We start from the raw sequence: 14,178 nt of genomic DNA, 5'->3' as shown, positions 1-14,178 counted from the left end.
ATGAGTCGTTTCAGACTCTTACTATTTACTAGCTTGTATATTTATAGAGTTACCACTCTGTCTCGAATTTATATTCGGGTATGTTGTGATAATTCAAATGAATTATCCCCTACACATTTTTGGTGTTTGTCTTTGTTCAGTTTTCAATGAGCTTCGTTGTTGCTTGCTTAAGCAACTTCTATATAATATCACGTTTGATTGAAACTGTCAACAAGTTTTTTCAACTTTTTTTATTTCTTTTTCAATCTTTCGTCTTGTTCGCTTGGAACTCCCTTATAGTATCATGATATCCGACACTCGTCAACACCTTTTTTACTTTAATTTTACATTTTCTCAAAAAAACCGATTACTTTAATCGTAATCGGTTTTTTTAAATCTTATTTACGTTATTTTCGGTCTTGTGGCCGCTTCATTATTTCGCTCATGACGATAGCGTCTTTAATTGTACCAGATCGTAACATTCGTTGATACGGATGTTGTTTAAATTGATGTTGCTCTTTTTTTTCCACTTGTAGTGTATCTTCTTCATCTTCAATTAAATCATCTGCCAATGACTCGAAATAATCAATATCCTTTGTTAAATAGTCTTCTATGGATTCTTCTTTTGAATTTCTCGCCTCTAATGATTCATGATTCAACGATTGATTGTCTAGTGTTATATTTTTGTCGCTTTCTAATTCATCCATCAAGGATTGATCTTCTTCTATAAACAGTTGTTCCATTTCACTATCAATCGCGAACTCTTCTAAAAGATTTCTTTTTCTATTATTCTTTGTTTCTTTTGTTTTTGCTTCTTTTAAACTGCTTTTTAGTTGATTTATAGAACGTTCAGCCGCTTCAATCGCATTTTTGGTTTTTTCACTTAACTTTTCTTCATCAACTTCCAACTTTTTTACTATATCAAACTTTTTTTCTTTTGATCTACTATTAATAAACCAAAAGTAGATGAGAATCAACAGAAATATTTCCATGGTTCATCGCCCCTATTCATTTTCATTTTGAATAGTTGGATTGGCAATTGAATCGCGCATCGCAGTGTCTGATTTTATATTTTGCATTTGATAATAGTCCATTACACCTAAATTACCTTTTTTGAATGCTTCCGCAATAGCTAAAGGAACTTCTGATTCAGCCTCTACTACTTTAGCTCTCATGCGTTGAACTTCGGCCAACATCTCTTGTTCTTGAGCAACAGCAAAGGCACGACGTTCTTCGGCTTTGGCTTGCGCAATCTTCTTATCGGCAATCGCTTGATCTGCTTGCAATTTTGCTCCTATATTACGGCCTACATCCACATCCGCGATATCAATCGATAAAATTTCAAATGCGGTACCGGAGTCCAATCCTTTTCTTAAAATTGTTTGCGAAATAGAATCTGGATTTTCTAAAACAATAGAATGTTTTGGAGCACTACCGACTGTTGTAACAATCCCCTCTCCAACACGGGCAATGATAGTTTCTTCACCAGCACCCCCGACTAAACGCTCGATATTAGCTCTTACTGTTACTTTGGCTTTTGCTTTTACTTCAATACCATCCATCGCAACACCAGCAATAATGGGGGTTTCAATTACTTTAGGATTAACGGATACTTGTACTGCTTCAAAAACATTACGCCCGGCTAAATCAATAGCTGCTGCTTGCTCAAATTCTAAATCAATATTAGCTCTTTGGGCGGCGATTAGTGCATCTACTACTAAATTGATATTACCGCCCGCTAAATAGTGAGCTTCAAGTTCATCTGTACTGATTTTTAAACCTGCTTTAGTTGCTTTTATAAGGGGGGTAATGATATATGATGGTACAACTCGTCGTAGACGCATCCCAACTAAATTCCCAATCCCGACTTTCACACCAGAGAAATAGGCTGTAATCCATAATCCTACTGGTACAAATCTAAAGAACAAAGCAATAAATATTATTGCTAAAACAGCAATAATGACTATTGAAACGATGGTTGTTTCTCCCATTTTTTCCACTCCTCTAATTATTCATTTATTTTTCTCACATATAGTTGAGTCCCTTTGACCCTTGAAATGTATACTGGTTGACTCATTTCAAGCATCCCTTCTTCACTCATCACTTCGTAAACTTGTTGATCTGCATCTAATTTAATTTTTCCGACGGGTCTTAAATCTTCAATGACTCTTCCTGTTTCATTAATTAATTTTCCATAACTTACCAAAGTATCTTCATCAACCTGTTTTCCAATTGCTTTATTTAAAACGAATTGAGGTGAGATTTGTAATGTTAATCCAGCTTGGTAAGAGATGAAACTTACTGCTAATACTAAACCTACTAATGCTAATAGTAACAAAATTAAATCAGGAATCTCTCTGACTTGTTCAGCTAATGAGTAGATAATCGTGATCACACCTAAAATACCCACAATGCCAAAATCTGGAATATATAATTCGATGATTAAAAATGCTACCCCGATTAGAAAAATAATATAATCGAAAATTGGTTGATTCAACACATCAAAATATACTGCAAAAAGACCGACCGCCACTACAATATTTAGCCACTTAAATTTTAAAAATAACGCTAGCGTTAATAGCGCTGTCCCCGAAAACAGCCAAATCATATTTTCTCACCTCACTTATCAGTAAAATTATAACAAATTTTTTTATAAACTTATAATGATAACCCTTCTTTTTCACCCTCATAAATAAATAGTATCATTTTCGTTTAACAATATGTATGTTTCTTTGTTGTCTATACAAATTTACATTTTGTTTACAATCTATTCTATCTATCGATGACTAAATCATGTTATGATTAATTTATTATAATATACGGAAGGATTGATTCTATGGCAAGTATTTATACCCATCATCGCTTTGGTCTACAATTGCTTGAATTACTACCTGAGCAATATAAAATTATTGCCGAAACACATCGAGATTATTATTTATTAGGTCAACAAGGCCCAGATATTTTTTTCTTTAATCCTTTAACCTTGATGAAATCAGATAGCCCTGGAATGATTATTCATAAAGAATCTGGGATAAATTTTATTGAGAATCAAAAAGAGATGCTCCTCGATTGCGAATGGAATTCACCCGAGATGGCTTATTTTATTGGTAGTCTTTGTCACTACTTGCTTGATTCAAATATACATCCACTTGTAAATCAACTAAGTGAAGGAGAATTTTCTCACTTAAATGTTGAAACAGAATTGGACCGTTACTATTTAATCAAAGACCAGAAAAATCCCTTTAAATTCAAACTAGAAAATCTCATTGCGAAAGAGCCAGGTTTTAAAAAGGTTATTCCAAAATTTTATACTCGTTACCCAAAAGGAACACCACAAAATGTTAATTTAGGTATTCGTTTCTTTCGTTATATTAAGTGTTTTTTTCATAGCGAATCACAAATTAAAGAGAAGTTTTTAATATCTTTACTTAAATTTGCTGGGTTTTCTAACTTTAAGTCTCTCATTATCTTGCAAACTCCTTTTAAGGAAGCGGCGGCTGCTAATCCTCAATTGGATGCTATTTTTGAAACTACCTTGAACAGGTCCCCTGCTTTAATTGACAATGTATTTCAATATTTAATGAACGGACACGCGTTGGCTGATGCATTTAAAATAAATTATGATGGAGAGTAAACTATGAAAGATTTAACAAAATTAGAAAAAAATTGGATTTTATATGATGTTGGAAATAGTGCTTTTACCCTATTAGCTACTACTATCATTCCGATTGTCTTCAATACTTTAGCTGAGAATAAGGGTTTATCAGAAGATGTCTATTTTTCGTATTGGGGTTATGCCGTCACTATTAGCACTATTATTGTTGGGATCTTAGGGCCTATTTTAGGGGCCAAATCGGATAGTCACGGTCATCGTAAACGCTGGTTCACAATAATGTTAGTTTTCGGTTCAATTGGTTGTGTCTTAATGCCATTCTTTCAACATTGGTTATCTTTTCTCATTGCCTATGTTTTATCGAAGGTCTTTTATAATTCATCTTTAGTTTTCTATGACAGTATGTTAACCGATGTGACCACTCCTGAACGGATGGACCGGGTTTCATCTCATGGTTATGCTTGGGGATACGTCGGTAGTACAATTCCTTTTGTCATTAGTATCGCAATTATTTTTAGTAAAGACATGATTGGTATCTCAACTTTTCATGCTACGATTGCTGCATTTGTAATTAATGCTTTATGGTGGTTCATATTTTCAATTCCACTCATTAAAACCTATGAACAAAAACATATCAATACTGAAAATAACGCCAATCAAGTGTTCCAACAATTATGGGCGACCTTACAACAAATTATTAAAGACCGTAAAATCAGTCTGTTTTTATTATCATTCTTCTTTTATATTGATGGTGTCTATACAATTATTAATATGGCTACAGCTTATGGTACTTCTTTAGGTTTAGATTCAACCGGTTTAATTTTAGCTTTATTAGTTACGCAATTAGTAGCATTTCCAGCTGCACTCTATTTTTCAAAGATTTCTCATCAATATAAAACAGAAACCTTGATAAAAATCTGTATTATTGCCTATGGTTTAATCGCATTATATGCCATTCAGTTGGATCAATTGTATGAGTTTTGGATTCTAGCAATTGCGGTTGGGATGTTCCAAGGAGCAATTCAAGCATTATCACGTTCCTATTTTGCTAAAATCATTCCTAATGAAAAATCGGGAGAATATTTTGGTATCTTTGACATCTGTGGAAAAGGAGCGTCAATCTTTGGCACATTAATTGTTTCTTTAATTACGACTTTTACTGGTAATCAACAATATGCCGTGGCATCATTAACGATTTTATTTATTGCTGGTTTTATTATCTTAAATCTTTCATTAAAAGAGACGGTAGTAAAATAATCATTTACGGTATGAAAAACCACAAGTGATGAGGCTGGGCAAAAACTTTTAAAATTCTGTTCAGGCATATCTATTTAATTCAAAGCGCAGTGGTTGAGTGGTCTCAATCTGCGTCTTAATGTGGTTTGGGATAAAGTTGATAAATTCAATCGAGTTATTGCTCAATAATTAGAAGCGCAGTGGTTGAGTGGTCTCAATCTGCGTCTTAAAGAGATTGGTCCTCAACTTGGTAAATTCAATCAACTTATTGATCGGTAATTCAAAGCGCAGTGGTTGAGTGGTCTCAATCTGCGTCTTAATGTGGTTTGGGATAAAGTTGATAAATTCAATCGAGTTATTGCTCAATAATTAGAAGCGCAGTGGTTGAGTGGCCTCAATCTGCGTCTTAATGTGGTTTGGGATAAAGTTGATAAATTCAATCGAGTTATTGCTCAATAATTAGAAGCGCAGTGGTTGAGTGGCCTCAATCTGCGTCTTTCGACTTGTTTGAGGCCTACTCAACTGTGCGGGGGTAGGCCAACGAAGCGAAAATCAACTGATTTTCAACTTCTTGTCCACTCCCACATTGAGCAATTAAACTAATTTGCTTTAAATTGTTCTACTCAAAAAAGATCGCGTCCATTTGCTTACATAAGTAATATAAACTTGCGCTAAATCCTTAATTCTTACTACCTAAAATTTTCATAAATAAAAAGACGGGATTCGAACTAATGTTCTTCCCGTCTCGATTCTTCGATCTATTTTGCATACTCAACAGCACGCGTTTCGCGTATAACCGTCACTTTAATATTTCCTGGATAATTCATTTCTGCTTCAATTTTATTTTTGATATCTCGTGCTACTTTGATTGCTTGAGCATCATTTAACTCTTGTGGTTTAACCATTACTCTGACTTCACGCCCAGCTTGAATAGCATAACTATGAGAAACACCATCATAGCTGTTAGAAATTTCTTCTAATTTCTCTAGACGACGAATATAGTTTTCAAGTGATTCACTTCTTGCACCTGGTCTAGCAGCAGATAAGGCATCAGCAGCTGCTACTAATACCGCAATTGGTGAGGTCGGTTCAGTATCACCATGATGAGATGCGATTGAATTCACTACAATTTCAGGTTCGTGGTATTTATTGGCGATTTCAGCACCAATTTCAACGTGAGAACCTTCGATTTCATGGTCAAGTGCTTTACCTAAATCGTGTAAAAGTCCTGCTCTTTTGGCCATAGCAACATCTTCACCTAATTCTCCAGCCATCACTCCTGCTAATTTTGCTACTTCAATACTATGTTTTAAAACGTTTTGTCCGTAACTAGTTCTAAATGACAAGCGTCCTAAAATTTTAATGATGTCTGGATGTAGCGAATGGACACCAACTTCAAATGTTGCTTCTTCACCAATTTCACGAACTTTTTCGTCAATTTCTTTACGCGCACGATCCACCATTTCTTCGATTCTTGCAGGATGAATACGTCCATCTTGAATTAATCGCTCTAAAGCAATTTTAGCAATTTGTCGTCTAATTGGATCAAATCCACTTAATACGACAGTATCTGGTGTATCGTCAATAATTAAATCGATACCAGTTAAACTTTCTAATGTGCGAATATTACGTCCTTCACGACCGATAATGCGTCCTTTCAAGTCATCACTTGGTAAGTGTACAACAGTCACAGTGTTCTCCGCTACTAAATCAGTTGCAGATTTTTGAATGGCTTGTAAAATAATATTTTTAGCATTACGATCTGCTTCATCTTTAGCTCTTTGTTCTGAATCTCTAACCATAATCGCAATTTCATTCGATAATTCTTGTTCAGTCTCAGACATAATAATTTCTCTGGCATCTTGTCTTGAAAGAGTGGCTACTCTTTCTAACTCAAGTTTTTGTTCATCGATTAATATTTGAACTTGTTTTTCTTTTTCAGATATTGCTTGTTGGCGTTTGATATATTCCGTTTCTTTTTTCTCAAGATTTAATTCACGCTTATCTAAATTATTACTTTTGATATCTAAATTTTCTTCTTTTTGCATCAAACGTTGTTCTAATCTAGTTACTTCACTGCGTCGTTCTTTTAATTCTTGTTCAACCTCATTACGGAACTTTAAGTTATCTTCCTTCGCTTCAAATAGTGCTTCACGTTTTAGATTTTGCGCTTGTTTAATCGCATCATCCACAATGGCTTCTGCATTTGCTTTGGCGCCATCGACACGTTTTTCATCATTTTTCTTTTGAATAAAAATCCCTAAAACTAATCCGATTATTAAAGCAACGATAGCGAAGGCGATTGACATTAAGTCCATAAGAGTCACCTCCGTATCATTATTATATTTTATTTCATTTCAAAAAAATTGAAGTTAAATAATTAAAAAATGTGCTTTCACACATCTTTTATTTTAGACTTTATTATATTAATTGTCAATTGATTTAATATGAAGTGTCAATGATGGTACTTGACGTAAAAAAGAGGCTTAGCATGAACCTAAGTCCTTACTAAACCTCTAAAATAACGATGTTATTTTATTTTCTTTTATAAGATACTATTGTAACTCAGGGTGAGCTTCCATATATGTTTTGATAGTATCCTTTGTTTCGGCTTGCATTTCAAAGTAAGCATTCATTACTTGATGGGCAATATGGGTACTTTGACGACCAGTGGCTGCTTCTTCTAAATAGGGTACAACAACAGTAATCGCAATCTCTGGATTATCATAAGGCGCATAACCAATAAATGTTGCATTCGTTACGGGTTGGTTTTGTGCATATTGAATTGGTCCAGAATAAAAGGCTTCGGTAGTCCCTGTCTTAGAACCGACTTTGATTGGATAATTTAAGAAATAGTATCGTGCTGTTCCTTGATCTGTATGGGAAACTTGGTACATCCCTTCGTGTATTCGGTCAAATGCTTCATTTGGTAATTGCACCACATTCATTACTTTAGGATCAATCGAAGTTTTTACGCCACCTAATTCACCATTGGCATCTGTACTTCGTATTTCTTTCACTAATCGTGGCGAATAGCGGAAACCGTTATTAGCAATCGTTGAAACATATTGAGCCATTTGTAATGGTGTATACAAGTCGAACTGTCCATAGGACAAATCCAGTGCCGATACTAACTGAGAATTGTAAGGTGTATACCCTTCAGATTCACTCGGCAAATCAATCCCAGTTTGAGTTCCTAATCCAAACTCTGCGAAATACTTACGCATAATATTAATAGTATCAGGTGAAATGGTTAATTGACCATTTTGTTCCCAACTTGATTGTCCTCCAATCATCATCGCCATTTTAATCATATAAATGTTTGAAGATAATTGTAATGCTTGAATGTCAGTAATCGGTACTTCTCCAGTACGGTTAAAAACAGAACTTTTTTCTTGAGACGCCTGGAATTTCATTGGTTCATCGACGATAGTATTGTTGGTTGTGTTAATAACTCCTGTTAAATATCCCATTGCGACCATCGCAGGTTTTACCGACGACCCCATTCCATAACTTGTATTAATTGCACCTAGGGCATCATCGATAATTTTACCAGTATAAGAGTCGGTATTTTCATCATATTCAAACTTTTTACCAGCAATACCTAAAATATCACCATTATTAGGATTCATTGCGACGATATAAACACGATCATTTAATCCTTGATTGTCCATGTTTTTCAACGCATTTTCAGCAATTTGGTCTAATTTTGCATTGAAGGCTGTATCAATCGTTAATACCAAATTATCGCCTTTGGAACCTTCAAAAATTTGTTGATTTGATAAAATGTCATCGGTCGAATCGGTTACGACTGTTGAAATGGATTTAGTCCCTCGTAATACATCTTCATATTGTTGTTCTAAAAACGAAATTCCTACACGGTCATTCATCGCATAACCTTTAGCTATTAATTCATTAGCTCTCTCGCTAGGGAGTCCGCGCTGTTCTGTTGAAACTTGACCTAAGATGGAACGTAATAAACCATTTTGAGGATACGTTCGTTGCCAATCGGTACCAATCGAAATGCCAGGTAAAGAACCTAATTGTTCACTGACACGTGCAATTTCTTGTGGAGTCACATTTTGATTTTTTACTGTTACCGTTGATAATGCATAAGCACTATTCATGTTTTTAAATAAAGCTATTACCTTTTTTTCACCATCAGAATAATTTAATTCTTCTGATTTCACTGCATTTAATTGTTCTTTATAAAAGGCTGAACCCGTTAATTGCTTTTGCTCTTTAGTGAGTCGACTATTAACCGTTGATTCATTATTGATAATAAAATAATCTTTTAAATCCCGCTCAGATAATCCTTGAGTTGGAATATCAATTAAAGAAGCTAATTTACGTGCTAAGTCCACTAAATCTGAAGGGGAAACTTTTGAATCGGTATCACGAGTGAAAAGTATTGCCATTTCAGGATGATTCCCCACCAAGATTCGTCCTTGGCTGTCATAAATCATACCTCGTGGTACTGAACCTGTCGTTAAGGTCGATTCTGTCTTTTGTACCATGGACAAGAAGGTGTCCCCTTTATAAAGTTGTAAATATCCTAATCTCACAAATAAAGCCGCAAAGCTTAAAAATGCTGCAAAAAACAAAATATTTAAGCGTTTGGGAATATGTGAATTATTCTTATTTTTTTTCAATTTGTATTTAGCCATAGTGTCACTCAATTCTGTTACTTATTTTGATTCAGAATAATCATTTTCTATTATAACAAACTATTTAATCTTTGGGGAATAAAATATTATTATCTTTTGATGAACTTTTCATGATTTTAACTGATAATTGTTGATTAAGTAGTGTTTTGCTATAATATAGATATTCTATTTTGGAGGAAAAAAACCTTGAAATCCAAATCATTTATACCTTATCTTATTAACTTTATAGTCTTTACTTCAATTTTTTCTTGTATTGCTATTATTTTTAATTTTATTCCTTTTGGCCATAATACAATGTTAACAATTGATTTAGGTCAACAATATATTGATTTCTATAGTGCCTATCGACAAGCGATATTAAAAGACCCTTCTCTTTTCATCTATAGTTTTCAAAAAAGTATTGGCGGTGAAATGATTGGTTTATGGGCTTATTATTTAATGAGTACTTTTAACCTGATCTTTTTGCTTTTTAAGCAAGAACAATTAGATTTAGCTGTAACAATAATTACGTATTTAAAACTACTAGCGATGAGTTTAAGTTTTATGTATTGCTGTCGATATCAATTTAAAGCTTCAACACTAGTGAGTCTGAGTTTTAGTTTAAGCTATGCTTTTATGAGCTACACTATGGTTTATGCCTTAAATATTATGTGGTTAGATGGCCTCATCTTGCTGCCAATTATTGTGGTTGGTCTTGATAAACTTCTAAAAGGAACTTCTTATCTACATTATCTGATTGCTTTAACAGCGATGCTCATGATTAATTACTATATCGGTTATATGATTTGCATCTTTTTAAGTCTCTTTACAATATACTTAATATCGGCAACAGAAGGCTTTTCATTTAAAAACAGAGTCATTCAATATCTTAAATTTGTAGGAACTTCTTTATTAGCTACTAGTTTAGCCGGTATTACTCTCGTTCCGGCTTTTTATTATTTATTAACCAGTAAAGGCGCCAATAGCAATTTTGAATGGTCTTTTGAAACAACGATGGATGGGATGACTTTAATTTCAAAATTATTTTCAAGCAGTTTTATTTTTGATGAAATTAAAGAAGGTGCGCCACCCTTATATGCCGGTGCCCTCATTCTTATTTTATTTGTCTTTTATTTTATAAACAAAGAAATCAAACTTTCTCAAAAATTAACAGCATTCATCATTCTACTGTTTTTCGCAATCAGTTTATATTTTAAAGTGCCTAACCAGCTTTTTCATGGGGGTCAAGACCCAATTTGGTACCCTTATCGTTATTCATTTCTAATTACCTTTTTCATGATTTACTTAGCTCTTGAGACTGTGCAGTTAATAAAATTTAAGCAACCTACTATTTTACAAACCTTAATCATAATTGTTTTATTTAGTAGTTTTTGCTTTTATTATTTAATACATCAAATAGACTATTTTTATCTTACGACTCATAATATTTTATTAACGATGATCTTTGCTTTCATTCTCATTTTATTATTTGAAACGAATAGTATGACAGGGCACTATAAAGAAATCGTTTTGGTTATGGTGGTAGTAATCGATTTATTTATTAATGGCGTTCAGATTATCCAACAAATGAGCTATGTCGATCAAAGTAAATATCAAGACTATACCCATCTTTTAGTAGAAACCACCACACCTTTAAAACCATCGCAGAATGAATTTTATCGTATTCATAAAAATTTTGCTCGCACAAAAGACGAAGCTTTCTTTGCACATTATTATGGATTAGATAATTTTAGTTCAACGATTGAAGCGGCGACTAACAGTTTATTTGGCTATTTAGGTTTACCTGAAACGAGCGGCAATGCTACCTATGCCAATGGCACTCTCTTCACAGACGACTTTTTTAATATTAAATATTTATTGGAAGCCAATATCGAAGCCAACGAACAACTGACCGATGAACAATATTCACTTTCTGCACGCACTAGTGATTTTGATGTGCAACAATACCCTTTAGTGAAACACTATCAACGGGTTAATGTTTATGAAAATGAGCAGCGATTTGGTTTAGGCATTGAAGTATCAAATCAAATACTTGATGATTCTAGTACCTTTAAAAAACATGATCCTATCGCAAATCAAGAGGTATTATTGAGATTAATTGATTTCGAAGGTTCAGGTCAACCCTATTTCACCAAAAAAGCCTTAGCACAGACCAAGTTAATTAATGTGAGTATCACGAATAAAACTGAAGGAAACTATTTTACCTATCATTCTTTAATTAACGATGTCTTAGAAAAAGAAAAAGGAACAATCCAATATCAATTTAAAACTGAATCAGATAATCCCTATTACTTTACATTGCCTAGCCAATATGATCATGAAAATGTCAAACTAACGTTAGATAAATTAGACTATCATTTTAGTTCCCCTTTTAGACAAAGACAAGTGACTAATGCTGCTTTTAAGCAAAAAAATCAGAATCATCTTTTGGAGGTTACTTTATTAGAAGAAGAATTAAAAGCTAATCAAATCGCACTTTATGAGTTTGATAATGAGCGTTACCAACAAATGGTACAATCTAAACAAACCAATCTATTTAATATCGAACATTTTTCAAATACAGCGATTCGTGGTAAGATAGACTTTAAACAAACAACTGGTCAGTTACTATTTACTATCCCATATGATGAAAACTGGCAAGTAAAAGTCGATGGAAACATTGTTCAAACCCATTCCGTGCTTAATAATACCTTATTATCCATTGACTTAACGAAAGGTGAACATCAAATAGAATTAAATTATTTACCTAAGTCAATTAAGTATGGTACGATACTTAGTATTATTGGATTAGGAATTGTATGTATTATCCAATTATCAGTTTATATTTATAAAAAGAATGGAGATTTAAATGAAGAAAAACATCTTTAAATTTTTATTGAAAGCCTATAAAGAACCACGTTTATTTATTCAGATCATTGCGGTGAAATTTAGACAATTACGTCACCTAGCCATCGTCGCGACCATGATAGCGGCCACGTCAATGACGATTGGTACTCAATCTTATTTTAATGAAATTTCACAAAATATAGCTAATGCAGCTACTTTTGTTCCGGAATATCAATATATAAATGGACAATTACAACTCGCGGATAATGAAAAACCACTGTATTATCGTTCAAAAAATTTTCAATTGGTTATTGATGATTCTATTGAATCTAACAAACAGTTAGAAGATATTACACTTGACAAAAATAAAGCAAAAGCCATTGATTCCAATACCTTTATCAATCTTTACCTGTTTAAAAACAGTGCTTTTGCTAAGGTTGGCGGGCAATTTTATCGTTTAAGTGAAACAGAGTCAGCTTTTGTTTCAAGAGCAACTTTAATCCGTTTGTTAAATGCCTTGAATGAACATCCTTATATTACACTCTTTTCACAATGGATTAGTTATTTCGTGGTCAACTTACTAACATATGTACTGTTAATATTACTACTCACTCTTGTGACGACTAGTTTAAATCATCGTATCTCGACACCTTTCAGCTTTTGGCAACGGATTAAACTGACGATGGCAATTAGCTTTGCACCTTATGTTTTAATTCAAATTGTGAAAATCTTTGTTCCGGATTTTGTCGGTAGCTTTTTTGCATTAGGTATTTTCTTGATGATTTACCTTTACCAAATGGTAATACGTCATACCCTTTTTGTTAAAGAGTTTTTATTAAGTCTTACTGAAGAAAGTTCCGGCGATTTATCAAAGTTCAATAATTATTTCCCAGAGCTTGATTATATTGAACCTGAAAATCGTAAGGAAAAAGATGATGATAATCCGAAAAAAATCATTATCTCACCTGATATTTTTACTGGTGATGAGTTTAATAAATTGAAACGTCATGACATTGTTAAAGACGTCGATCCCTATTTTAACGATTTAAAACCAATTGATACCAAAGAAGAAGCTTTAGCAAAAATAAAACGTCAATATGAAGAACGTTTAGCTAAAGAAAAAGCTAAAGAAATAGCTAAAGACGAAACCAACCAACAAGATAAAGTGTCACAATCAGACGATAATACACAAGATGATAACGCGAATGAAAATCAAACTGATTCAAATGACACTGCACCTCATTATAAGGCGAATGAAGATCTGACTGATTCAAATGACACTGCACCTAATGATAACTCAAAAGAAATATCGCCTAATGATTCTATGACAAACATTGATCAGGATGAAGAAGCTGATTTTATTGAAAAAGAATAATATACATTAGGCAAATAAGTGATCAAATCAAGTAAATGAGCAGTTAGATAAAAACTTGAGATATTCAATCAAGTTATTGCTCTTTAATAAACAGCGCTGAGTTAAGTGCTCTCCAACGGCGTCATAAAGAGGTAAGGCATCAATATTCTAAATTCAGTCAAGTTATTGCGTGCTAATTCAAAACGCAGTGGTTGAGGGGCAGATGTACTGGCAATCACTTTAATGACTACTTCTTGCCTACCCGCAGAAAACAAATTCTAATCAGACAAAAACACGTTGAGCACTTGATTTTGTGTGCTCAACGTGTTTTTTATTTATTACATAATGTTGTCATCAAAGATAGAAAATAAGTGATTGCTTTTTTATCCTATGAGTCCGGGCATAAACTTTCTAAATTCTGTTCAACATCGGTGATAATTCAAAGCGCAGTGATTGAGTAGCATCAAACTGCGTCTTAATGTAGCTGAGATTAATCTTGAAAA

The 14,178-nt window shown here is 33.5% G+C and carries 9 protein-coding genes; 4 read left to right on the top strand and 5 right to left on the bottom strand.

Features of this window, described 5'->3' with window-relative positions:
* Positions 1-386: 386 nt before the first annotated feature.
* The 3 genes from B5D12_RS08445 to B5D12_RS08435 are packed head-to-tail and all read right to left on the bottom strand — an operon-like array spanning position 387 to position 2,587.
* Positions 387-971: a hypothetical protein gene (locus tag B5D12_RS08445; RefSeq protein WP_078756407.1), complete on the bottom strand. Its 585-nt coding sequence runs from the start codon at positions 969-971 to the stop codon at positions 387-389.
* 12 nt (positions 972-983) lie between these two features.
* A complete protein-coding gene (gene floA, locus B5D12_RS08440) occupies positions 984-1,970 on the bottom strand; it encodes a flotillin-like protein FloA (RefSeq protein WP_066126753.1) in 987 nt (328 codons plus the stop codon).
* 17 nt (positions 1,971-1,987) lie between these two features.
* Positions 1,988-2,587 (bottom strand): NfeD family protein, encoded by a 600-nt coding sequence (locus B5D12_RS08435; protein ID WP_078756406.1) that lies wholly within the window; start codon positions 2,585-2,587, stop codon positions 1,988-1,990.
* Positions 2,588-2,815: 228 nt separating this feature from the next.
* On the opposite strand from B5D12_RS08435, the gene B5D12_RS08430 reads away from it, so the two are divergent.
* Both B5D12_RS08430 and B5D12_RS08425 read left to right on the top strand, forming a co-directional pair.
* Positions 2,816-3,613, top strand: coding sequence for a zinc dependent phospholipase C family protein (locus tag B5D12_RS08430; RefSeq protein WP_078756405.1), 798 nt, complete (start codon positions 2,816-2,818; stop codon positions 3,611-3,613).
* Positions 3,614-3,616: 3 nt separating this feature from the next.
* On the top strand, positions 3,617-4,849 hold the full coding sequence (locus B5D12_RS08425; protein ID WP_078756404.1) for an MFS transporter: 1,233 nt from the start codon (positions 3,617-3,619) through the stop codon (positions 4,847-4,849).
* Between the two features lie 737 nt (positions 4,850-5,586).
* Here B5D12_RS08425 and rny read toward each other — a convergent pair.
* Together rny and B5D12_RS08415 are read right to left on the bottom strand one after the other, a co-directional pair.
* Entirely contained in the window at positions 5,587-7,146 is a 1,560-nt protein-coding gene (gene rny, locus B5D12_RS08420; RefSeq protein WP_078756403.1) for a ribonuclease Y, read from the bottom strand.
* Between the two features lie 237 nt (positions 7,147-7,383).
* Positions 7,384-9,495 (bottom strand): peptidoglycan D,D-transpeptidase FtsI family protein, encoded by a 2,112-nt coding sequence (locus tag B5D12_RS08415; protein WP_078756402.1) that lies wholly within the window; start codon positions 9,493-9,495, stop codon positions 7,384-7,386.
* A 186-nt stretch (positions 9,496-9,681) separates the two neighbouring features.
* On the opposite strand from B5D12_RS08415, the gene B5D12_RS08410 reads away from it, so the two are divergent.
* Positions 9,682-12,363, top strand: a complete 2,682-nt coding sequence (locus B5D12_RS08410; protein ID WP_159443908.1) for a YfhO family protein — start codon at positions 9,682-9,684, stop codon at positions 12,361-12,363.
* Complete coding sequence (locus B5D12_RS08405) at positions 12,344-13,696, top strand: DUF1189 family protein (RefSeq protein WP_078756400.1); 1,353 nt, start codon at positions 12,344-12,346, stop codon at positions 13,694-13,696. The genes B5D12_RS08410 and B5D12_RS08405 overlap by 20 nt, the downstream gene beginning before the upstream one ends.
* Positions 13,697-14,178: the final 482 nt, after the last annotated feature.

It is taken from the genome of Globicatella sulfidifaciens DSM 15739 (assembly GCF_900167405.1).
GTDB lineage: Bacteria > Bacillota > Bacilli > Lactobacillales > Aerococcaceae > Globicatella > Globicatella sulfidifaciens.
Note: the sequence above shows the minus strand (reverse complement) of the source record. Positions and strands in the feature narration are given on the sequence as shown.